The organism is Paenibacillus sp. NPDC056579, assembly GCF_042793215.1.
Lineage (GTDB): Bacteria > Bacillota > Bacilli > Paenibacillales > NBRC-103111 > Paenibacillus_S.
On sequence record NZ_JBHTVD010000002.1, the window covers coordinates 43,804 to 67,206 of the forward strand.

The 23,403-nt window shown below is 50.6% G+C and carries 16 protein-coding genes; 12 read left to right on the top strand and 4 right to left on the bottom strand.

What is annotated here, in order from left to right:
- Positions 1-278: 278 nt before the first annotated feature.
- Positions 279-5,561, top strand: a complete 5,283-nt coding sequence (locus ACFQ88_RS07795) for a cadherin-like beta sandwich domain-containing protein (RefSeq protein WP_379453733.1) — start codon at positions 279-281, stop codon at positions 5,559-5,561.
- 65 nt (positions 5,562-5,626) lie between these two features.
- Here the strand turns inward: ACFQ88_RS07795 and ACFQ88_RS07800 are convergent, their stop codons facing one another.
- Entirely contained in the window at positions 5,627-6,499 is an 873-nt protein-coding gene (locus ACFQ88_RS07800; protein ID WP_379453734.1) for a TIGR03943 family putative permease subunit, read from the bottom strand.
- Positions 6,500-6,523: 24 nt separating this feature from the next.
- Positions 6,524-7,453, bottom strand: a complete 930-nt coding sequence (locus tag ACFQ88_RS07805; RefSeq protein ID WP_379453735.1) for a permease — start codon at positions 7,451-7,453, stop codon at positions 6,524-6,526.
- 443 nt (positions 7,454-7,896) lie between these two features.
- Between ACFQ88_RS07805 and ACFQ88_RS07810 the strand changes: the two genes are divergently transcribed.
- The 11 genes from ACFQ88_RS07810 (at position 7,897) to ACFQ88_RS07860 (ending at position 20,084) form a co-directional block, all read left to right on the top strand.
- Positions 7,897-9,987, top strand: coding sequence for a TerD family protein (locus ACFQ88_RS07810; RefSeq protein ID WP_379453736.1), 2,091 nt, complete (start codon positions 7,897-7,899; stop codon positions 9,985-9,987).
- A 414-nt stretch (positions 9,988-10,401) separates the two neighbouring features.
- A complete protein-coding gene (locus ACFQ88_RS07815) occupies positions 10,402-11,667 on the top strand; it encodes a class I SAM-dependent methyltransferase (protein ID WP_379453737.1) in 1,266 nt (421 codons plus the stop codon).
- 2 nt (positions 11,668-11,669) lie between these two features.
- Positions 11,670-14,258, top strand: a complete 2,589-nt coding sequence (locus ACFQ88_RS07820) for a metallophosphoesterase (RefSeq protein WP_379453738.1) — start codon at positions 11,670-11,672, stop codon at positions 14,256-14,258.
- 35 nt (positions 14,259-14,293) lie between these two features.
- A complete protein-coding gene (locus ACFQ88_RS07825; protein ID WP_379453739.1) occupies positions 14,294-14,875 on the top strand; it encodes an RNA 2'-phosphotransferase in 582 nt (193 codons plus the stop codon).
- Positions 14,868-15,665: a TatD family hydrolase gene (locus tag ACFQ88_RS07830; protein ID WP_379453740.1), complete on the top strand. Its 798-nt coding sequence runs from the start codon at positions 14,868-14,870 to the stop codon at positions 15,663-15,665. The genes ACFQ88_RS07825 and ACFQ88_RS07830 overlap by 8 nt, the downstream gene beginning before the upstream one ends.
- Before the next feature lie 36 nt (positions 15,666-15,701).
- Positions 15,702-16,928: an RtcB family protein gene (locus ACFQ88_RS07835; RefSeq protein WP_379453741.1), complete on the top strand. Its 1,227-nt coding sequence runs from the start codon at positions 15,702-15,704 to the stop codon at positions 16,926-16,928.
- Positions 16,929-17,026: 98 nt separating this feature from the next.
- Positions 17,027-17,764 carry a tRNA(His) guanylyltransferase Thg1 family protein gene (locus tag ACFQ88_RS07840; protein WP_379453742.1) on the top strand — a complete coding sequence of 246 codons (738 nt, stop codon included), beginning with the start codon at positions 17,027-17,029 and terminating at the stop codon, positions 17,762-17,764.
- Between the two features lie 2 nt (positions 17,765-17,766).
- A complete protein-coding gene (locus ACFQ88_RS07845) occupies positions 17,767-18,210 on the top strand; it encodes an AAA family ATPase (protein ID WP_379453743.1) in 444 nt (147 codons plus the stop codon).
- Positions 18,211-18,826: 616 nt separating this feature from the next.
- Positions 18,827-19,000, top strand: a complete 174-nt coding sequence (locus tag ACFQ88_RS07850; protein ID WP_239632500.1) for a hypothetical protein — start codon at positions 18,827-18,829, stop codon at positions 18,998-19,000.
- Positions 19,001-19,072: 72 nt separating this feature from the next.
- Positions 19,073-19,534 (top strand): signal peptidase II, encoded by a 462-nt coding sequence (lspA, locus tag ACFQ88_RS07855; protein ID WP_239632502.1) that lies wholly within the window; start codon positions 19,073-19,075, stop codon positions 19,532-19,534.
- Between the two features lie 34 nt (positions 19,535-19,568).
- Complete coding sequence (locus ACFQ88_RS07860; protein WP_379453744.1) at positions 19,569-20,084, top strand: hypothetical protein; 516 nt, start codon at positions 19,569-19,571, stop codon at positions 20,082-20,084.
- 27 nt (positions 20,085-20,111) lie between these two features.
- Here the strand turns inward: ACFQ88_RS07860 and ACFQ88_RS07865 are convergent, their stop codons facing one another.
- Both ACFQ88_RS07865 and ACFQ88_RS07870 read right to left on the bottom strand, forming a co-directional pair.
- Entirely contained in the window at positions 20,112-20,798 is a 687-nt protein-coding gene (locus tag ACFQ88_RS07865; protein ID WP_239632506.1) for a helix-turn-helix domain-containing protein, read from the bottom strand.
- A 229-nt stretch (positions 20,799-21,027) separates the two neighbouring features.
- On the bottom strand, positions 21,028-22,728 hold the full coding sequence (locus ACFQ88_RS07870) for a methyl-accepting chemotaxis protein (protein ID WP_379453745.1): 1,701 nt from the start codon (positions 22,726-22,728) through the stop codon (positions 21,028-21,030).
- Positions 22,729-23,403: the final 675 nt, after the last annotated feature.

A 23,403-nucleotide genomic window follows, 5' to 3' on the forward strand; every position in this document is an offset into this window, starting at 1 on the left:
TCGTACTCGACTTTACTTTACATATTTTAAGGTTAGTTTCGTGATGTTTACAAAATCATTAGATTGAATTAACATTCCGCAAACAAACCACGAATAAAATGCAATTGAATACTGCAAGAAAACAACTAATCAATGTAAATAAATTGTGGTTTTGTGTTGTTTTGTTGTACAAGGGAGGAATGCCTATCTTAAATCGCACGGAACCTTGTACCTTTGTCTTTTAGTCACTGTATAGTAGGCAACATGTCTCAAGTACTCACCATTAAGGAGGGCTCTTTTTGTTAAAGGCCAAGAAATTAATATCCGCATTAATGGCATGCACGATTGCCAGTACAGTCGTTCACTCAGCTGGAGCAGGCTATGTCTCGGTCGCATTAGCCGCAGCTGCGGTGGACACGCCGGTTGCCTCTTCACCTGCAGGACGCTATGAGCAATCCGTCAGTGTTGCGTTAAGCTCCAATACGGCGGGTGCGGACATATATTACACGTTGGACGGCACAATGCCTGACGAAACCAGCCTGAAGTATACCGGAACGCCGATCGTCCTCACGGAATCGACGAATGTTTCGGTGATCGCCTTGAAAGACGGCGTCTGGAGTAAGGCCGCTACTTACGGCTATATCATCAAATCAACCGAAAAACCGCTGCTCAAATTCGCTGCGATGTCGGATATCCATATTGGTCCCGGCACATCGGATCAGGATGCAAAAACACGCGGTAGATGGGCGAGCAATTTCGATGTCATTTCCTCCATCTTTCCTAATCCTGACGCGATTCTTATCGCCGGGGACGTCATCAATGACAACGGCAATGGCTTGGGACCGCACCACCAGTTTGCTCGCGATGTTCTCCAGGAGCAATTAACGCGTAAAAATTGGACAAACCTGCCTGTTCAAATTGCAATCGGCAACCATGACGCTAGCGTAGCCGAAGTGAAGCAATATTACCCGACGGATTGGTTTACGGATCAGACGAATGGCTACTACGAGAAAACGATCGGCGGCTATTCGTTTTTCTTCCTGAATGCAAACAATTATAACGGCGACACGGGACAAAGAAACTGGCTGAAGGGCAGACTCGCAGCATTGACGGCGGATCCGGCGAATCTAAATAAGCCGATCTTCATCACTTTGCATCATCCCGTTACCGGTACCGTCATGGACGGTCAGCAAGCGGCCAATCCGAACCTGTATACGGATTTGAAAGATTATCCGCAGGTGGTTGTTTTCTCCGGGCATTCGCATTTAAACATTAACGACGATCGTTCCATCTATCAGAAGGATTTCACTACCGTGAATGTTGGATCCATGTCCTATGTTGAGGTAGATCATGGCTACTCCGCTGTGACGGAAGAGGGCTTGATCGATGGGCGGTTCGAATTTCCTGTACAGCAATCGCAATTTGTCGAGGTGTACAAGGACCGCATCGAGATTGAGCGCATAGAGTATAACGGCGATGCAGGCTCGGTCTATGTTGGTGGCGTGTGGCAAGGAGCGGGCCAGCAGACTTCCTTTAGAAGCGCCGGCGCATTAGCGGGCAATAAATGGGTCGTGAAATTAGAAGGCGGCACCAAAGAAGAAATTAAAAGCAATTTCACGTATACGCAAACTAACCGCAACAAAACAGCGCCTCAATTCCCGGCAAATCCGGACCTGAAGGTGCTGCCAGGAACCAATAACGTGCCTGTGCTCTCCTTCAACCAGGCTAAGGACGATCAGTCCTTGCATCATTATGAAATTAAAGTGTACAACCAACGAACAGCTCAAGTAGCGAAATCGTACAATGTGTTGTCGGACTATTATTTTTCTCCGATTCCGAACGAAATGAATATCCCGATGACGGGGCTGAGCCCGGCAACGTCGTACGTCATAACCGTGGCGGCTGTTGATGCATACGGTAACAAAAGCGCGCCGTTGCAATCGTTCTATCGAACCGACGGCACGCCTCCGGAATTGACGCCGATCGATCCAAACACGATGTGGAACCAGCTCGTATCCGACATGAAATTCGACGGCAATCTGAATGAAGATGCTGCCGGCGTAACCGGCTTGGCTACGATGGCCGGCAATGTCACCTATATCGCTGGTAAATCCGGCCAAGCGGCCAGCATTGCGGCAGGCAATGCCAACTATATCGATCTTGGCGGCAGACCTGACTTAAACTTCGGCAACGGAGACTTTACGGTATCGTTCTGGCACACCGGCAATTTGGCAGGCGATCAAACGGTCCTCTCCAATAAAAACTGGAATTCCGGCAAGAATCCGGGATGGTATATCGGGCCTGCGACTGCGAACAACATGACGCTGAACATGGCTGACGGCACCAATCGTATCGATTATTCGGCTCAAGGTGTAGGAAGCGAATGGCACTACTTTACGATCTCGGTAGACAGAACGAACAAGATGGCCACTACTTATGTAGACGGGGTCATGAAGGCAAACAAGGATCTCACTGCATTAGGCGCGTCCAGCATGGACACTCCGTATCACATTATCCTTGGTGCAGACGGTAACAAAGGCAACGGTGGAGCAACCGTGACACTGGACGATTTGAAAATATGGAAACGCGCCTTGACGGCGACGGAAGCCAAAGCGCTATCCGACTCGTATCAGTCGACAACGCTGTACACCTTCAGTCAATTGACAACGCTGATTCAGGAATCGGAACAGTTCGCTGCCTATATTGCTGGAACAACCGGTTTGTCTCTTCCCGATCAAGCGAAAAACGAGCTGACGGCCCGGACAGCTTCCGCAAAAGCCTTGACTGCCGGCGATAGTGCGGCTGTGATCGATCAAGCTTATCTCGATTTGATGTGGGCTGTGCAAACGGCCAAGAATGCCGTTATGTACACGTTCATTCCCAAAACGTCGTTCTCGATTAACTCTTTCAGTACTGTAGATTTGGAAAACAATGTGGCAAGCAACATTTTGGACGGACAGGAATCTACCATCTGGCACTCCAAATGGGAGACCCCGGCTGCTCCATTCCCTCATTGGGTTATTATCGATATGGAGAGCACCTATAAATTAAACGGCATCCAGAGAAAGAGCCGGTTAAATCAAAGTGCGATGGAGTTTCCGAAAAATTTTGAGCTGTACGCCTCCGACAACCTGGCTGACTTGAACGATTCTGCATTCCTGAACAATGCGGCCAACAAAGCTTCCGGCACATTTGGCAAAACATGGACAGGAACGGTTTACAAGGACTATGTCTCTTTAGACAAAACCGTGCAGGGACGCTACGTGAAATTTGTTGTTACCGGAACCTATAATACGGATTTATCCAAAACGTTTACCAGCATGAGCGAAATTGATTTTACCGGCGATAAGGTTGCAAGCGGGAACGCGAGCCTATCGGATCTCCAAGTTAACGGCGTTTCACTTGAAGGCTTCAAGCCTGATAAGCTTGATTACTCTCTGAACGTTCCGAATACCGCGACGAACGCCAATGTTACGTATGCGGCTTCCGAGCCTCAGGCTGTAGTCGTTGTTACAGGCAATTCCAACCTGCAGGTTGGCGATAACATCGTCCATGTGACGGTGACGGCGCCGAACGGAAACGTCAAAACGTATGTCATTAACGTGAACCGTGCCGACATGCCGCCTTCCTTAAGCGATCTGCGCGTGAACGGAGTTACGTTAAGCGGCTTCGCATGGGACAAGCTGGACTATTCATTGTCGGTGCCTTATGAAACTACAGTTGCAGCTGTAACTTATACGGCAACCCATACAACGGCAACGGTAGTGGTTACTGGCGGCGACAAGCTGATTGTCGGTGCAAATCCGGTTACCGTCACGCTTACGGCTCCAGACCAGCCGATGAAGGTTTATACGATTCTCATAACCAGGAATCCAAAAGCGTCATCGTCCGACAGCTCCCTGCTTGATCTGCGAGTAAACGGAACGACGCTGGAAGGCTTCGCTTCCAACAGGCTGCAATATTCGTTGTCGGTACCTTATGAAACTACGGTTACACGAGTGACGTATACGACATCCGATCCGGCTGCATCGGTACAAATTCATGGCGGCGAGAATTTGGTTGTCGGCGACAATCCGGTTACCGTTACGGTTACAGCCCAAAACGGGACTAAGAGTGTATACGGCATTCTGATAACCAGACAATCTCAAGCACAGTCGTCCAATGCAAGCTTGAGCGATCTGCGCGTCAATGGGACTACATTGAGCGGGTTCGCACCGGACAAGCTGAGCTACTCGCTGGATGTTTCCTATAGCACAACCGTGGCAGAGGTGACTTATTCCACCGAGCATGCCTCAGCCAAAGTAACTATTACGGGTGACCGTAACCTGAGCGTCGGCTCCAATCGTTTCACTGTCCTTGTCACTGCAGAGGACGGCGCTACTAAGGAATATGTTATTGCAGTCAACCGCTATAATCATTCGTCGAGACCATCGGGAGGATCCGGGTCTTCTGCAACGCCGCCGGTGAAGCCGGAGCTGCCGGATAACGCAGCTGCCATCAAGGATGAGAGCTTGAAGTCCGACCTTACCACCGTGTCCGTTGAATTGACGGAAGGGAAAAATCAGGTTGCCATTCCGATGGCGCAGGCGGATCAGCTTAACGGACGTCCTCTGATCGTCCAGGCACCGAATGTGAAGCTGAGCGTTCCTGGCGATTTGTTGAAATCCGTTAGCAGCTTGCTGCCGTCCGCTGACGACTCTGCTGTAATTACGGTGAAAATCGATCCGATCGCAGCAGCTCAATCAGACCGGACATTGCAGGAAGCAAGCCGCAAAGATAACGCTGTTTATACGCTGGGCGGACAGGTGTTCGAGATATCGATCTTCGTGACCGACAAAGACGGCAAGCAGTATACAAAGAATGAGTTAACGAAGCCTGTAACGATTACGTTCCCGATTCCTGCAGGAATGGATCCGAAGCTGGCGGGTATCTACGAGATTCATAAGGACGGCAGCCTTGTATACCTGGGCGGAACGACCGTTAACGGAAATACCGCCATCGAAGTCGGGGTTAACCGGCTCGGCCAATACGCTGTGTTGTCCTTGGATAAATATTATAATGACGTAACCAATCAGCACTGGGCATTCTCGACGATTCGTGAGCTCTCCGCCAAACATATCGTAAATGGAGAGACAAACTCGAGCTTTGCACCGAACAAAGACGTTACCCGTGCCGAATTTGCGGCATTGCTCGTCCGGACGCTTGGCCTCACTTCCGATGTATCGGCTCCGTTCGGCGATGTAGCTGGGAACGCATGGTATGCCAAGGAAGTATCGGCAGCTTATAAAGCGGGTATCGTCACAGGCGATTCGCAGCAGACATTCGATCCGAATCGCAGCATTACCAGAGAAGAAATGGCTATTATGCTCGTCCGTGCTTATGAGCTTCGGACAGGAAAGAAACTGGATCAAGCCACTTTGGCAAGCTCCGATGCTTCGGAGATCAGCGACTGGGCACGGTCTTACGTGAACAGTGCGATGAAAGCAAAGCTGCTGTCGGGGCGCCAGGAAGGGCTGTTCGTACCGGCTGAGCACACGACACGTGCGGAAGCGGCTCAAGCTGTGTACAACTTACTGAAATAATAAATAACAAAAAGATCGCCAATCCCCTGTATGAACAGGCCGGATTGGCGATCTTCTTCATTTCCTCAGCTTCCGAAGTACGGATTGCCATATACATAAGGGCTTGTAGGCACCTGCTGCGTTTCAATCGATTTTGCTGCGATAGTCAACACGCTCTTGCCGTCGATATTGCGTTGTTCTATCGTTCCGAGAACGACCACGAACATATCGTTGTTCCATTGCTTGGGGTTATCGGCTTCCACCATAATGGCCATCGGTACGGAATCGGCGACACAGCATCGCATGGCGAATCTTCCTACGGCAAATTGATTTTCTTTCATGCTGTCGAGACGGTAAACATATCCTGCAATTTGTACCTTCTTGCCTAGAAATTGCTCCTGATACAAGTCCATCGATGTTAGCGACTCGATATAAATATCATCGTTAATCATAATGAGAGGCTGGCTGTACATATCCGCTGCCTGCTTGGCGTAAGGCTTCGTATAATCATTGGATGGGAACATTGTGCCGCTAGTCCCCGTATCGCCTGTAACGTTATCGGCATTGACCAATATGCTCGAGGGGGTTAAATTCAATCCTTTTTTGGTAGCCATCTGACTTCCCAATACGGCATCGGGCATTGAAAATGCAAGAACAAGCGGAATGATCAAAGCCCCATACATGACAACCACGCCAGGCTTCCATTGATCGTGACTGTGGGACGAGCAGGAGCAGCTGACTGAGGCTTTCTTTCGAGACACATCTCGAACCGCCAAGTACAGCTGGTGCATGGCCAACATGTACATGCCTAAGGCGAGACCTTTCACCCATAGATCCATTCTGGGAGCTACGTAATAAATCAGCGCGTCCGAGCGGCCAAGCTGTACGATGAACAACACGAATGCCAGCAAGATGAGAGCTCGAACCAGTCGATGAGCGAATACAGACCCTATCTTCATGCGTTTCCTTCCTCCAATCCATAATTACGAATACAGATGATCGAATGCGACTGTACTGAGCAGCACGATGACAGCCGATATGGCCATCACGGTCGCAACGGTTTTGAAGCGGAATACTTTCAGCAGCATCAAGGTGCTCTTGATGTCCAGCATGGCGCCGAATACGAGAAAAGCGAGCACGGAGCCCAAGCTGAAATCGGGAATGAAGGTAACGCCGACAAAGGAATCGGCTGTGGAGCAAATGGATAGGACATACGACAGCCCCATCATGAACAAATGCGGAGTCCAATTGCCTTCACTTAACGCAACAATCCACTCCTTGCTCACGACGGTTTGCAGCAAAGCCGTAACAGTGGCGCCCAATACCAAGTATTTGCCGACATCGAACATCTCAATGACCGCGTGCTCCAGCGTGTCATGAAATTTATTTTTCCAGGCCGGTTTCGGAGCTTTGACGGGAATTTGCCGCTTTGAGCCGGCGCTGGCTGCGGCGACATGCTCATGAGCATTGTTCAATGGAGTGCGAAGTTCAGTATCCCTTACTCTCCAAGCCGCCCAAAGACCAATGACGGCTGCAACCGCAAAAGCCAGTGCGATTCGGGCGATAGCCATCTCCGGATGCGTGCGAAACGCAACGAACGTGGACGCAAACACGACCGGATTGATGATCGGCCCGGCCATCATAAATACGATGCCGATATAGGGCGGCATGCCTTTACGAATCAGCCGGTGCACGACAGGAATGATTCCGCATTCGCAAAGCGGAAAAAGGATTCCCAGCAGGCAGCCGAACAAAATGCCGGGAATCGTTTTTTTGGGGATCCACCGCTGAAGTGTCTGATCGCTAATCAGCGTTTGCAGCAAAGCGGAAATGATGATGCCTAGCAATACGAATGGAAACGATTCCAGTAAGATGCCGATCATCATGGCGCGAAAATCGCTAAGAAAACTCATCAACTCATCCTCCTAAAAACTAAACAATCACAACTAATTGTTAATATTTTAATTTGTTTGTCGTGCATTCAGTTTTAAGTTTAGCGGTCGAATGTTATATCCACATCATCTCATTATTAAGTAATTATGAAGACATGTGCCCATAACTTTTTCATTTTCTAATCCGTTGTAATACTTTCGCCATGTTCGCAAGCTCCAATAGATGGGATGATACGTATCGAAGGCCGACACGACCTTCGAATAAGGTAAGCTTCAGGCTATTGCCATCCTTCCTTCTACTCCTAACCTTGAACTGTAGGGTGGCAGCTCTCCTGAAGAGACCGTCAGGCTATCGCATCTCTTCCTTCTCTTATATTTGGTCAATTATTGTAGAGATGCGAATTTCCTGATTCCATCCGATAGGGAGAGGAGGCATCTAGGCGTAGTACAGCCTAGAGTCATCAATGCGAAACGTTATTTATCTCAAAACGAAAAGAAAATTAATCGTGCAGCGCGGAAGCCACGTGCTCCCGCCTAAATATTTGGCTACCGCGATGAAGAATATAGAGTACCTGGGCTTCACGTTCTCCAAGCAGCTCATGGATGCGGTTCGGACCCTATCCATAGAAGAATTCGCGGCGCTATACGATCAACTTGTAACCGATCTGAAGGCGATGATAGGAGCCGATGTGATTTACAAGCCGATGTACCCGAATTTCCCGCAGCAAGTGATGCTGGCGAGTGAAGCGGAGCTGCATATCCATGCGATCATTCACTACATAACGTTGGCATTGCCGGATTATGAAGCTCTAGACAGGTTTCCGTTGCTGGATCAAGTCGGTTTGAGCATTATCGATCTGGGAAGCGAAGAGGATTATGTCCAAATGATCCGCGGTATCATCCAAGCGAATAGCTCCATCTCCCAGCAGGATAAAGAAAATGTGGAATGGGTAATCGCCAATCACGACAGCCTGGAAGCATTTCTCCCCGAAGCGATACCCTTGAAAGAGAATGTAGGCTTTGTTGTAGGAGCCTTGTTGAAATATGGTAAGGCAGAAACCCGTCTGATCGGCAGCTACGTAAAGACCGCTACGGATGTACTTCGCTTGGCAACAGCGCTATCGGACGGGGACGTGAGCCTAGCGGCGAACACGAAGTTCCGAAAATTCAAGCGCGCGGAAAGGCGATTGCTGTTGGGGCTGCTGGAGCAGTCCGGCTCCGCCATCGTGGAGGATATGCTGCGGTACAAGAACCGTTGGATCCGTCTGGGTGAAATTCTTCACCCATCGGAGTACCGAAACCAATATCCTCGCTGCAATGAGGTTTTTGATATCTTGCGCAACAATAAGCCATACGAGACGTTCGGAGCGAAGGTAGAGCTGTCGCTGCAGTATAAGGATGCGTGGCTTGCGGCGGATCTGTTGAAGCATCGGGCGGGAGAATTCGCGAGACGGCTGGATCATCTGCTAAGAATTACGGAGGAGCCTCTTTTGATGGTCTATGCGTTCGAGGATGTGGCCGATCAAGTCTCGACCCCCGTGCTGCTGCAGGTTATGACTCATTTCACCCATAGGAATGAGCGGCATGAATTGCGGACCTTCTTCCCCAAAGGAAATGTGGCCAAGGCGGTGGCTATTCCGAATACGCTGCCTGTGCTGGATCCTGAAGTTTGCGAGGCTGTCGTCGAAACATGTAAAAATACGCTGCTGAGCCGCTTCTCCAAGCTGCCTCCGTTGGGACGAGTGTACGTAGACGAGAGCTTGAAACGGTTTGTCGTACCGTTCTCCCAGAGATCGGCGAGCAAGGCGCTGCGGACCATCGTCAGGGGCAGCCGCCTCGAGATGCCTCCGGGAAGCACGATCCGCTTTTTTACATGGTGGAAGGAAGGAATGGTCCGCGGCACGCATACGGGGCGGGTGGACATAGACTTGTCCGCCGTCATGTACGACAAGAATTGGAACTATATCGAGCATATTTCATATACGAATTTGCGCTCCGGCAAGTACAAGGCGGCCCATAGCGGCGACATCACTTCGGCTCCTTCCGGCGCGTGTGAGTTTATAGATATAGACATCGCTTCCGTCGTTCAATACGGGGGCCGCTACATCGTAGCTTCTCTGAATTCGTTTACCGAGCAGCCGTACTGCGATTTGCCGGAATGCTATGCGGGCTGGATGATGAGAAAATACCCGAATGAAGGCAAAATCTTCGAGCCTTCGACGGTTGTCGATAAAATCGACATAGCGGCAGATACGCAAATTTGCATTCCCGTCATTATGGATGTCGTCGAACGAACGGTCATTTGGACGGATCTCGCCCTGCGCAAGCATCCCGACTACTACAATAATATAGAGGGCAATCAGAAGGGAATGACCTTGATGGGGAAAGCGATGACGTCCTTAGTCAAGCCGACCCTGTATGATTTGTTTAAGCTGCACGCCGCTGCCCGTGGACAGGAGACGGAGCGGGAAGACGACGCGCAAACGGTCTTTTCGGTAAAGCGGGGAGTGACTCCTTTTGACACCGGGACGATCTTGTCGGAGTATGTGGTGTAAGGATAAGCTGGAGACAATCAGTATAAACAACAATACGGTTGACATATTATGGATGCCGGTATACGATTTCCGTATTCCAACATTTCGGTGAAAGGGGTCAGATGAACATGCAATCCATTCCAATGCAGAGCACGCATCAAGCGAATGATCAACGTGATCTTGGCGCAACCATTTCACCCGCATATCGAATGGATACTTCATCGCCCCATACAGGTTTATGATGTCGTCGGCTTGCTGTACGTAAGGCAGCAGGTTAGCATATCGACATATACCCGGCCATGGACGCTTGAGTCCATGGTCTTTTTTGTATCCCGTAACGGCTGCTGATGGCTTCTCGTAATACTTTCGCCATGTTCGTATAAGCTGTTATCGATCAAAATAAGGTAAGAATTATAGATCAAAGGAAGGTGCATTATGGCTATCGTTCAATTAAGGTCCGCCAATCCGGGCTTTTCATTCCTTATTAAGAAAAATCCAAGCTCCGGCGCACAAATTCGTTCCATCCGCAAGGGAATTGCCTACGGCTGGTATACGAATGATGCCGCGTTCAACGTCTATTTCAAAGACGCGGACAATGACATTTCCTATAAGCAGCACGAGCAGGAGGAGTTTGAATATTTGAACGTTTCCCGTTACAACACTCCCCTGTTTCCGCTGAACGCGATCAATGAATTTTTCAACGCTGCTCTGAAGGCACACGACCCGAGAGATATCGAGGGATATGAGCACACGTTCTACATCCATATGATTCATATTGAGCGGCTGCAGTATATAGCATTTTTCGAAAAGCATATGGACGGCTTCACCTTCGAGCTTCAGCATCGGGCCCACAAAAGCTACTCGCTTACGGTAACGACAAAGCAAAGCCTATACCGGCTGCTGCATACGGTTAGCGTGCTGTGTTTGTTTCTCGCTGTCTTCGGCAACGAAAATATCGATATTTCGGACAGCATTTTGGATAAATACATCAAGAGCATCCAAATCATCGACGCGCCTTTCTACATTAGAAGCTTGTTTGTGAGAAACTTTCTGCCATCGAGAGAGCGGTTCAAGAAATACAAGGCGGAGCTGGAAAAAACACCCCGTTACGATATCCAGTTCGATTTTGGCGGAACGGCGATGCAGCGCAGAAATTATATCACGAACGCGCTGCCGTTCGATAAATCCATTTTGGATGTCGGTTGCGGTGAAGGGTTTTATGCCATTCCTTTTGCAGGAAAAATCGACGGCACTTACTATGCGGTAGATATTAATGAAGAAGTACTGCAATCCATGCTGCACAAAGCCGGGGCCAAAGAGCTCGATAACATTGTCGGGTTCCCGTCCGTGGATCGTTTTCTGGAAGAGTACAACGGGGAGCGGGTCGATGTGATTATGACCGAGGTTATTGAGCATATGAGCGAGGAAGAGGCCCAACAGCTGATTCGGCATATTTGCAGCCATGTCGATTTCGATCGGTTTGTTATTACGACACCGAACTTCGATTTCAATCCGTTTTACGAACTGAGCGGCTTCCGTCATGACGACCATAAATGGGAGATGAGGCAGGAGCCGTTCAGACAATGGCTGACGGAGATAATAGAGCAATTCGACCTGCAATGCGAGTTTGTGGCAATCGGGGACGGAGTGAACAATATTCAGACGACGCAAGGCGCCATTTTGAGGAAAAAGGGGGCATAACGATGGAAATTCGCACTCAAGTTCACACCATTTTTATGATGATCGGGGCGACGGAATGCGGCAAGACGACCTTTGCCAAGGAGGTTCTCATCCCCCAGCTGAAAAGCTCGGATGTAACCCGTAACGCAGTAACCAACGTGCAGTATATTTCCTCCGACAGCCTCCGCCAGGAAATTCTCGGGCACGATTACGACAAGTACGATCAAGTGATGCTGGAAGCCAGCGAGCAGGCGTTCCATCTGTTGTTCGAGAAGCTGAGGATGGTCACTTCGTTCCCCGTTAATGCAGAGTTTGTTGTGATCGATACGACCGGGTTGGCCGAGGAGTTCAGAAGCAAGGTCAGAAGCATTGCTCACGAAAACAACTACAATCTCGAAGTGGTATTGTTCGACTACCGGAACCGGGTAGATTACTACGCCTCGGAGCGTTCGAAAAAAATCATCAGCAACCATCTGAACCGGCTTAGAAAAGAGGTTCTCGGATCGCTGTCGAGAGAAGGGTATGCGAAGGTTCACAAAATTCGCAGCAAAGATTTTTATGGCGTTGAAGAGGGGACTGCCAATCCGGACTACAAGGTCGTGGTTGAGAATATCGGGGAATATAGGTCGACGATGCTTCCGCAGGATCAGAAATATATCGTAGTCGGCGACGTCCATGAATGCGTGAACGAGCTGAAGGGGCTGCTCCTAAGCCATGGCTTTCAAATCGAGAGCGGTAAGCTGCTGGCGGAGGGGAAGGCGGGAAATACGAAGATTGTGCTCGTAGGCGATTGGATCGACAAAGGAAGGCAGACAAGAGAAACGGTGGAATTTTTATACTCGAACCGGGAGCACTTCTTGTTCATTATGGGCAACCACGAAAATTTGGTTTACAAATATTTGAACGATGAAGTATCCGGCGTTGATCAGGAGCTGCTTCATACGTATTTCGACTCGATTCAGGTGCTGGCGGACGATCCGGACCTGCTGGACAAATTCAACGCATTGGTTCACCTATCCAAGCCGTTTTATCGGATGACGGGCGGTTCGGGACCGACGTATTACATTACTCATGCGCCGTGCAAGAACAAGTACATCGGCAAGCTGGATGCGGGCTCCGTCCGCCATCAACGCAATTTCCGGGTGGATCGTTCCATGCCGCTGGAGGAGCAGCTCTCGTTCTTGAAGCAAGAGGCGGTCAGCAATCATCCGTACCATATATTCGGACATATTGCGGCCCAAAGCGCGTTCCGATTGAAAAATAAGCTTCATATCGATACGGGCAGCGTTCACGGCAACCTGTTGACCTCAGTGAGCCTGTCCTCCTTCAAGCCTTTTTATAAGTCCCACAAGTCCAGCCGTGCTGCGATGACGGAAGAATTAACGACTTTGTTCAAGGGGGAGCGCAAGGTTTCGATTCAAGATTTGGGCGAGGAAGAAATGCGCCGGCTGCACTTCTGCTCCCGCAACAAAATTAATTTTATTTCCGGTACAATGTCCCCGGCCGATAAGGACGAGGCGGCTCAGGAGCTGGAATCGCTGAAAGCGGGACTGGATTATTTCAAACAGCACGGCGTGGATGAAGTGGTGCTCCAGCCGAAATATATGGGCTCGAGATGCAACGTGTATTTGCATAAGGATGTGGAGCAATGCTTTGCCGTCAGCCGAAACGGATACAAGATCCAGAGGGTGGACCTGACGGGCGTCTACCGCAAGCTGCTCGAGAGGTTCGGCGGCTACATGAATGAGAACCGGGTCGCCATGCTCATATTGGACGGAGAGCTTCTACCTTGGATGGCATTGGGAGAAGGACTTATCGAGAGGCAGTTCAGGCCGATAGAAAAAGCTTTGGAAAGCGAGCTGGATTTCCTGAAGCAAAACGGCTTTGAAGAAGCTTTCGGCAAGCTGGCCGGCGAATATGAGGCAAGCGGGTTCGAGAAGGATCAGTTCCATATGTCCAAAGAGGCGCTTAGCGACAAGTACGGAGCATATGTGTATCAAAACTATAAATATATGCATGATATTTTGGCCGCCTATGTTCCGCTCGATGTCCATAGGGAAGCCTATGCAATCTATAAGAAGCAGCTGGAGATCTATGCGGTAGAGGGCGAGCTTGAATACAAGCCGTTCGGGCTGTTGAAAATGATCTATGATAACGGGGAAGAAACCATCCCGAGCTGGTGTACGTCCGAGGTGTACGGGTTTGTATCCGGGGACGAAGCGTTGACGATTCGTCTATCCGATCCGGGCAGCTGCGAGCAGGCGGAGCCATTCTTCAAACGATTGACGACAGACCAGCAAATGGAGGGCGTAGTGATCAAGCCGGAGATGATGAACGGCAAATCGGCTCCTCATATCAAAGTTCGAAACCCGGAATACTTGTCAATCATTTACGGCTACGATTACCGGTTTCCGCACAAATACCGCAAGCTGGTGAAGCAAAAGAACACGAGCCGGAAGCTGCGTACGTCGATGAACGAATACCGTCTGGGGCAAAAGATGCTGTCCGTACCTTTCGAGGCTATTTCGCCGGATCATACCGCGTACAAGGAAATAGCGGCAAGCTTGTTATTCGAGGTAGCTCAAGAACGGGAAATCGATCCGCGGCTGTAATACAATAGATTTAATATCAGAAAGAGAAGTGAACAATGAATTCGCAATGGGAAACAAGCTTAAGCAAGTTGTTGACCAAAATGCTCCGGCATACGCCGGAGGATTTCGGTCTTATATTGGATCCGATGGACGGGTCATGTCCGTTGGAAAAAGTAGTAACCGCCGTGAAATCGGCAGGACCCAAATGGTCCTGGGTGCAGCGCGAGCATATAGAGCAAGTCGCCGCCCATTCGGATAAGCAGCGATTTGAAATCACCGGGGACCGCATTCGGGCGAGGTACGGGCACAGTCACGATAAAGTGCGCTACCCGGCCGCGACCCCGCCGGTCCGTTTATATCACGGGACGAACCGCATGGCGCTGTCGGCTATACTGCGTGAGGGAATACGACCGATGGGGCGGCAGTATGTGCATTTATCTGCCGGAACCCACTTCGCCTCCATGGCGGGAAGCCGAAGAGGGGAGCTCGTCCTGCTTGCCGTAGATACGGTCAGGGCGCAGCACGCCGGGGTAACCTTCTACTTCGCGGGCAATGAGGTATGGTTGGCCGGCTTCATCCCTCCTGAATGCTGCTCCGTATTCGAAACGCAAGAAAAGGGGAATGATTCCAATGAATAATCTGCCAATGAATAATCTAATTGATATCGGAGTCAATCTGATGCACCGCTCGTTTCACGAGGACCGCGACCAGGTCGTGGCCAGAGCGGAGTCATGCGGGGTGTCGCCGCTTATTATTACAGGAACAAGCTTAAGAAACAGCATCGAAGCGGCGCGTTACGCGAGCCGCATGCCGGGCAAATGTTATGCCACTGCAGGCATTCATCCCCACGATGCGAAGAGCTGCAATGCAGAGACGATACCGAAGCTTAAGGAGCTGGCTGTCCTCCCCCAAGTCGTAGCGATCGGAGAGTGCGGTCTGGACTACAACCGCGATTTCTCCCCTCGGGATATTCAGCGCAAATGGTTCGCGAGCCAGCTTCAGCTGGCGCAGAAGCTGAATATGCCGGTGTTTTTGCACGAAAGAGACGCCTTTCCCGATTTTGCGGCGCTGCTTCGAGAGCATAAGCCGGCAAGAGCGGTGGTCCATTGCTTTACGGGCAATGAGAAGGAGCTTATGACCTATTTGGACATGGGTCTCTACATCGGCATTACCGGCTGGATTTGCGATGAGCGCCGGGGCAAGCATTTAAAGGCGCTTGTCAAACGGATCCCGCTGGACCGTCTTATGATCGAGACGGACGCTCCGTTCTTGACCCCGCGGGATTTGCCGGCTAAGCCTGCCGATGGGCGCAATGAGCCTGCATTTTTGCCGCATATACTGCAATCCGTCGCCGGATGCATCGGCAAGTCCGTTGAAGAAACGGCCCGGGCGACTACGGAGACGGCGAAACGTTTTTTTGGCATATAATTGAAGCGATCAAATATAGATTCGGAGTGGATAACAGTGGCATACCAAACGATAGACGGCGTTCGCGTATGGGGATCGCCGGACGAAGGGGCTTTGTCCCAAGCGGTTACATGCGCCAGGCATGGGAACGTTGTTCAAGCATTGCTGATGGCGGATCATCATAAAGGGTACAGCCAGCCGATAGGAGGCGTCGTAGTGTACGACGGCCAAATCTCGCCGTCCGGCGTAGGCTACGATATTGCCTGCGGCAATAAGGCGGTGAGAACGAATCTTATGGTCTCCGAGGTGAAGCCGCACATCGCCAAGCTGATGGATCGGATCGCCCGGACGATTTCGTTCGGCATCGGACGTGTGAACAGCGAGAGGGCGGATCACGAGCTGTTCGATGACCCGGACTGGTCGGTCTATGCAGCGGTAGGCCACCAAGAGCACGACAAGCTGAAGTCACTGGCCCGGGATCAGCTCGGGACTGTCGGAAGCGGCAATCATTACGTCGACCTGTTCGAGGAAACGGCGACAGGGCGGCTGTGGATCGGCAACCACTTCGGCAGCCGCGGCTTCGGACATAAGACGGCAAGCGGATTTATCAATTTGGCGGCGGGCCGCAATTTCCTGGGCAATGCGCCGGGAGAGAAGATGGATCAGCCTCCGGTGCTGCTGGAGCTTACAAGCGAGCTCGGGGATATGTACTACCGGGCGATGAAGCTGGCGGGCCGTTACGCCTACGCGGGCAGGGATTACGTCATCCGGCAGGTGCTGTCCATTCTGGAGGCCGAGGCGGATTTGGAGGTCCATAACCACCACAATTATGCCTGGAAAGAGACGCACAACGGCAAGGAAACGATCGTCGTCCGCAAAGGAGCCACGCCTTCGGAACCGGGGCAGCTTGGTTTTATCGGCGGCAGCATGGGCGATATTTCGGTGATCGTCAGAGGCAAGGATACGGACGAGAACCGTGAGGCGTTTTACAGCACGGTACATGGAGCGGGAAGGGTCATGAGCCGAACACAGGCAGCCGGGAAGATGAATTGGAAAACCCGCAGCCGAACAGGCGGCCAAATCTCCGAAGCCCAAATGAAGGAGGCGGTCAAAGCCTTCGGCGTCGAGCTTCGCGGAGCGGGAACGGATGAAAGCCCGTTCGTATACCGCAAGCTGCAGCAGGTGCTGGACGCTCATGCGGAGACGGTCGAGGTGCTGCATGTGCTGAAGCCGATCGGCGTCTGTATGGCCGGAGCGGATGAATTTGATCCATATAAGGATTGACGGCGCCCGATTGGAACAAGCTAAGGGATGCAAGCTTTTGGTAATATCTCTAACGTTTGGCGCAGGTGCATGATTTAATGCAGAGAGGAGCTGGAGCCGTGAGCAAGGATGACTTCGGCAATCGGATGAAGCAATACGAGGACGCCTACCGGATGTATTTGCCGCGGCGTCTTCCGGTCGTACTCCGCATTGACGGCTGCTACTTTCACACGTTTACACGGGGGATGAATAAGCCGTTCGATGCTCAGCTTACAAGCGCGTTATGGGAAACGTGCAAATATCTCGCAGCGCAAATGATGGGCTGCAAGCTGGTCTATCACCAAAGCGACGAAATTTCCATCCTGCTGACCAACTATGACAAGCTGACAACGCAATCGTGGTTCGATAATAACTTGCAAAAGATGGTGTCCGTATCCGCGTCGATGGCTGCCGCCAAATTTAATCAAGAGATCGGGAAGTATTATCCCGGCAAGGAGCTTGCCGCATTCGACAGCAGAGCGTGGGTATTGCCGCACGATGAGGTTGCCAACTATTTTATATGGCGGCAGCAGGACGCGACGAAAAACAGCATCTCCATGATGAGTCAGGCTCATTTTCCGCAGAAGGAACTGCAAGGCCTCGACGGCAAGCAGCTACAGGATAAGCTTTTTACGGAGAAAGGGGTGAACTGGAACGATCTTCCCGTCTGGCAAAAACGCGGAGTGTGCATTACGAAACAATATTACTTGAAGGGGACCGTGCAAAGGAGCAGATGGGATGCCGATCCGGACACCCCTATCTTCACTCAAGACAGAAACTACATCAACCAACATGTGTACCTGGATAAGGATGAGTGACGGTGGAGTGTGTCATTTTTATAGGAATTCAGGCTTCAGGCAAATCGACCTTCTATAAGGAGCGGTTTTTCGATTCTCACCTACGAATCAACCTGGATATGCTTAAGACGAGACACCGGGAGGCTATTTATATCGCCGCTTCGCTCCAGGCCAAGCAGCCTTTCGTACTGGATAACACGAACCCGACGGCGGAAGACAGGAGCCGCTATATAGCGCTCGCCAAGGAGCATAAGTTTCTTATAACAGGCTATTATTTCGAGCCGGATGTCGCCGAGTCCCTGCGAAGAAATGAACTGCGATCCGGCAAAGGCAGAGTACCCGAGGTCGGCATCTTCAGCGTAAGAAAGCAGCTGCAAATGCCCGATTTTCGTGAAGGCTTCGATTCGCTCTATACGGTGGTATCCCAAAACGGTGAGTTTCAAGTTACGGAATGGCCCGAGCCCTAACTCCGATCGATCGTCCTGGGGGCATGAACGCCGAAAAGCCTCTCACTGAAGTGAAAGGCAATAATCGTAAGCATTCTTCTTTAGTCTACGTCCGGCCCGCAGCATAGCTGATATGTAGGTGGAGAACCGCTTGGAACAGATGGCATGATCAGTTGGAGAGGAAGCGAAGATGGGCTTCAACCGTTGATCAAGGTAGGATGCGGAGAGTGCCGTCGAGGGGAACATCGTGAGGAAGGGTTCGGGCTAATTCATAAAATGCTTAAGACGCATCAGTAAATCTATTAAGGCTCCCCCAATAAGAAAATAACTGATAACAAAGCTTAAAAGGACAAGAGATACGCTTTTGAAGATTTTACCAATAATTTCAACTCAGCTCCAATTCGAATCTAGTAACAAGAGAGTGCTAGACAGCACTTTGTATAAGTTACAATATCTAGAAGATTTTCGCAAGTTTTGCGCGCCGTCGCGCTCTCTGGTAACAAATGAGCCTTGCGGCAAGCGCTGCAAATCTAGACTTTATTTAAGCAAGATGGTTAAATAGAATAGATGATAGACTGCGGCTTCATAGACGATCAGACCCTACTAAACATACCTACTAAACATAGAGGATTATCGAATGAAAAATAAATTTGAGATCGATTCCGCCTGCTTGATTCTCGGCTTGCAGCTGGAGCTGGCGCTCAAGCACTTGGAGGAGCGGCAAATCGAATACCGGCAGCTCGATAACAAATATTATACCGATGAAAACGGACTAGAAGAGCTGGAGAAGCTCAAGCATACGAACGGTTAGGTGCTTTCGGCTTCAGCCGTTTGCATGCTCATGCGGCTCGGAAGGCTATCTTCGGGGAAAGAGGGGGACGAAATGCTATTTTACATTTTCGCCGTCTTGGCTGCGGCTGTCGATCAAGGCTCCAAACTATGGATCCGTGCCCACATGGAAGTCGGCGCCTCGACTCCTGTCTGGGATTCCGTCCTTCATTTCACGCATTATGAGAACAGCGGCATGGCTCACAGCCTGTTTCAGGGATACGGGCGTCTTTTTGCCCTCTTCGCGGTATTGTTTATAGCCGGTGTGCTGTATTATCGCAAGAAGGGCGAGCTGAAGGGAAGGCTCATAGATATCAGCATGGGGTTCCTGGTAGGCGGTGCCGCAGGCAATGCAATAGACCGGATATTATTCGGCAAGGTGACCGATTTTCTGGAATTTACGTGGAGCCATGGGATTATGAATCTGGCTGACGTGGCCATCAATATCGGTGTATTGCTGTTTATTGCAAGTACTATAGCCGGTGTTGTCAAAAGCAAAATAACCGACGCGGCATAACGGCAAGCAAATAAGCAAACAGGAGATAACAAGGATGGATAACAAGAAGCAAGTTCAAGCGATGTTGACCGAAAATCCGGATATGGTATTCGATGAGGTGATCCAAATAACGATTGCCGGCCAAGACATTGCGTTTTGGCTGAAATTCGCTTCCGAATGGGGCGGAGTCCTCTATTTTATGGACGACAAGAACACGAAACAATTCGAGCAGGGAATCATCGGACAGGGAGAGTATGAATTTTCCCGGAGAACGTACCGGCTCGGTCTTATAACGGTTACCGGTTTGTACGACAAGCTGACGGCGTGGTCCAAACAAAACGGCTCCGGCGGAGACTATACGTACGGCATGGACTCACTGGAATGTTATTTCATTCCGGCGTATTTGAAGGATTACAGCGGAGCCAATGCCGTAGTCAAAAAGCAGGGCGAAGCGTACATTCAGTCGATACAGCAGGCGTTGGGACAGCAAGACAAGCTGGAGGATAAGCTCGGGAGAATACAGGAGCTGGTGCACGAATACATTGCGAATATGCATCAGTATGTGAAGTGATAAAGGGGGCTTAACCGCCCCGGCTGATTACACGGAGATGAGCTTGTTGCTCGTGATGCCTAGAAATTGGAACGCCTTGGTGATCATCTCGCTCGGATCTTCTCCGTAAAAATGCTTGGATATGTGGCTCATGCCAGTCCGCTGGCCCAATCGGTCGAGCTGATTTTTCATCAGCTTCGAATTGCATAACACCGCTACCTTGAGGCAGTGCGGGAGCATCCACTTCTGCAGCTCCTCGATCTTCTCGTTCGCCTCCGGCGTAAATACGAACGGCTGACCGTCGGCTCTCATGCCCCGGTTATCAATCAGCAGCTTGATGTGGCCTTTGGAAAGATAAGTGCAGGCCAGCTTCAGGTCGAACGCAATCTTGTTCACATCCTCTACGCTCAAAACCCCTTTGATTTGCCACGAAATAACTTGCTCGTCAAAATCGATATTGTAGACGAATCGCTCGCTCAATGCTTTCTTGAACTCGCTTTTCAAATAAGCGGAATGCATGGAAAATCTCTCGTTGTCAAAAAAATAGCTCATGTCTACATCCAATGCATTGGTCAACTTGTAAATGTTCTCGAGAGAAACGTTCCGCTCTCCGCGCTCGACGCCGCCGATGTAGGAGCGGTCCAGTCCGGCACGCACCGCCAGCGCTTCCTGGGACATCCCTGCTTTAAGCCGAAGCTCTCTTACTCTTTGACCAAAATTGGACAAAATGTCCATACGACAGACCCCCAAACCCTTGTCGGAAAATGGTTTCCGGCATTCTATCTGAACTATTATAATGCTCATTATAATAAAATCTACAGCTTTAATATACCATTTTTTATGAAATTCCGTCGAATTTCGTCGTTTATTTTAGCGAGACGTGAAAAAGAGCTGTCCCTTAAACAGATTGTGGCCGTTTGCGGGACAGCTCTTTATCCAAACCGTTGTTACCTTCGGATTAGAGCTACAGTTTAAAAGCGTGGATCGTATGCTGCAAATTATCCGCCAGCTTGGACAAATGGGACGCGGATGCAGAAATCTCCTCCATGGAGGCGAGCTGCTCTTCGGTAGCTTGAGCGACGTTCTGCGAATTTTCGCTTGCGCTCTTGGCCAGCGATGCCGTAGACATGACCGAGGCGGTAATCTGTTCGGTCGCAGCAGCCATTTGCTCGGATGTCGCGGATACCTCCTGCACCTCGTGATTAATAAGCTGAATATCGTTCAAAATGTGAACGAACATATCTCTCGTCGTTTCAGCCACCTCAATGCCTTCGGTAACCTCCTTCGTTACGGAGGTCATTGATTCGATAGCCTGCTTCGTTTCGTGCTGGATTTCATTGATTAAGGAAGCGATTCGCTCCGCTTGCGCGCTCGATTGGGCGGCAAGCTTCTTGACCTCGGCTGCGACAACGGCAAAGCCTTTGCCGTCTTCTCCGGCCCGGGCAGCTTCGATAGAAGCGTTCAGCGCGAGCAGATTGGTCTGATTGGCAATTTCCGCAATCATCGACAGAATTTCTCCGATTTCCTCCGAACGTATGCCGAGGCGCTGGATGATGCCGGAGGTCGTCCCTGCGGACGATTGGATGGAGCTCATTTGCCGGACGACCCGCTCGATGGAACCGTTGCCTCTTTCCGCATGGCTCGAGGTTTCGATCGTTCTCTCGGACACGGCGGACGACGTTTCGGCGATGCGCCCGATGCCGACCGCCATTTCTTCCATAGCCCGGGCCGTTTCCTCGGTGCTCGCCAGCTGCTCGGCGGAGCCGTTAGACACCTCCTGCACGGATGCGGACACTTGTCTCGAAGATTCCGCGGTTTGCTCTGCACCGGCAGCCAGCTCCTCCGACATAGCCGCCACCTGCGACGACGTCTCGGCGGTCAGAGCGACGGTATGGCGCAAGTTGGCAACCATCGTCCCGGCAGCTGCTGCGAGATCGCCGAGCTCGTCCTTGCTGCGCGCGGTAACGGGCTGGACGCTCAGATCCCCTTCGGCAACCTGCACGATATGCCCGGTCACTTTCTTCAGAACGACAACGATCCTTAGATGCAGGATCCAGAGTACAATGCCGGCAATAAGCAGGCTCGCCGCCATAATGCAATAGATGAAGATGCCCCCGCCTTTATGGGTATCGGCCACTTCTTGTCCTGCGGCCAAAGCGCCGTCATGGTTGTTTTTTTTCATCTCGTTAAAGATCAGCTGCATGTCGTCATATTTCTTCTGGCTGTCATTAAGCAGCTCCACCGCCCGCGCCGCATTGTTGGCCCGGCTTGCTTCCAGGGTAAGCCGGTTCGTTTCTTTAAACGCGTTCCATGAGCTTTTTAGCTGCTCCATCTCTTTCTTTTCCTGATCCGTTGTTACCGTAGCTTCGTACACGCTCAGGTTCGTATCGAATTTATTGTACAGCTGCGTAATGCTGTTACTGAGCATGTCCATGCCCGCGCCGTCTTTCTCGTCCCTGTGTCTGTAAGTCAGGTTAAGCACATGCTCGGCCTCGAAATTCATTTCGTTGATCGATTCGACCCCAGGCAGCCAAATCGTCGTGATGGCGTCGACCCGTCCTTTCATGTAATCCATTGTCTTGACGGAAAAGTAACCTAAAACAAATAGTAAAACCAGAACAATGCCAAACCCGAGCATCAGCTTCTTGCCGACTGTGAATTTCATGACCGTCACCTCATAGTATAGTAGAAAGAAAGTTATCTATATTATTATTCGACAAATATCACGCTACAGTTTACAGTAATCTTATTGATTTAGGTTGATTATCGTATGGGTGAGGCTAGTAAAGGGAATGATGGTAAGGAAGTCTTGGATGTCGGGCAAGCTCGGATCCCCGTTTTTCGGAACTTGGGCTCGCAAAAGGAAGATCCTACTTGCAACGGCACCGCAATTTTCATATAATAATTTAAAGTTGCATACAGCAAAAATGCTTTGACGGAGAAGAGTACGCAGTGCCTCTTTACAGGGAGGAGCCGCCGATAGACTGAGAGCGGTTCTACAGATACAGGCTGCCGAAGTTCGCTCCCGAGCAGTTCTCTGAAACCACGGATGGACCGCGGCAAGTAGGGGATTACCGGCCAGAACGCGATCGCGTTTGGAACCGTTACATTCAATGAAGTGAGAAGGCATGATCTCCGCCCGGCATCGAATGCTGCGAGCGTGAGGTACTTAGGTCCTTCTAACAAGGGTGGTACCACGGCTTTTTCGTCCCTTATCCGGGATGGAAAAGCCTTTTTTGCGTTGGAGCGACGCAAGGGCTGTGCAGGCCGGGTAAGACGGCGGCAGGCGGGATAATGCGGAACAACCGCGTTACAGAGCATAAGCAAATCTTTGAAGGAG

Excerpts from the sequence above, each read along its gene's own strand:
- ACFQ88_RS07800 (WP_379453734.1), bottom strand. The coding sequence starts at position 6,499 with ATGAAGATAGGGTCTGTATTCGCTCATCGACTGGTTCGAGCTCTCATC.
- ACFQ88_RS07805 (WP_379453735.1), bottom strand. The coding sequence starts at position 7,453 with ATGAGTTTTCTTAGCGATTTTCGCGCCATGATGATCGGCATCTTACTG.
- ACFQ88_RS07810 (WP_379453736.1), top strand. The coding sequence starts at position 7,897 with ATGCGAAACGTTATTTATCTCAAAACGAAAAGAAAATTAATCGTGCAG.
- ACFQ88_RS07815 (WP_379453737.1), top strand. The coding sequence starts at position 10,402 with ATGGCTATCGTTCAATTAAGGTCCGCCAATCCGGGCTTTTCATTCCTT.
- ACFQ88_RS07820 (WP_379453738.1), top strand. The coding sequence starts at position 11,670 with ATGGAAATTCGCACTCAAGTTCACACCATTTTTATGATGATCGGGGCG.
- ACFQ88_RS07825 (WP_379453739.1), top strand. The coding sequence starts at position 14,294 with ATGAATTCGCAATGGGAAACAAGCTTAAGCAAGTTGTTGACCAAAATG.
- ACFQ88_RS07830 (WP_379453740.1), top strand. The coding sequence starts at position 14,868 with ATGAATAATCTGCCAATGAATAATCTAATTGATATCGGAGTCAATCTG.
- ACFQ88_RS07850 (WP_239632500.1), top strand. The coding sequence starts at position 18,827 with ATGAAAAATAAATTTGAGATCGATTCCGCCTGCTTGATTCTCGGCTTG.
- lspA (WP_239632502.1), top strand. The coding sequence starts at position 19,073 with ATGCTATTTTACATTTTCGCCGTCTTGGCTGCGGCTGTCGATCAAGGC.
- ACFQ88_RS07860 (WP_379453744.1), top strand. The coding sequence starts at position 19,569 with ATGGATAACAAGAAGCAAGTTCAAGCGATGTTGACCGAAAATCCGGAT.
- ACFQ88_RS07865 (WP_239632506.1), bottom strand. The coding sequence starts at position 20,798 with ATGGACATTTTGTCCAATTTTGGTCAAAGAGTAAGAGAGCTTCGGCTT.
- ACFQ88_RS07870 (WP_379453745.1), bottom strand. The coding sequence starts at position 22,728 with ATGAAATTCACAGTCGGCAAGAAGCTGATGCTCGGGTTTGGCATTGTT.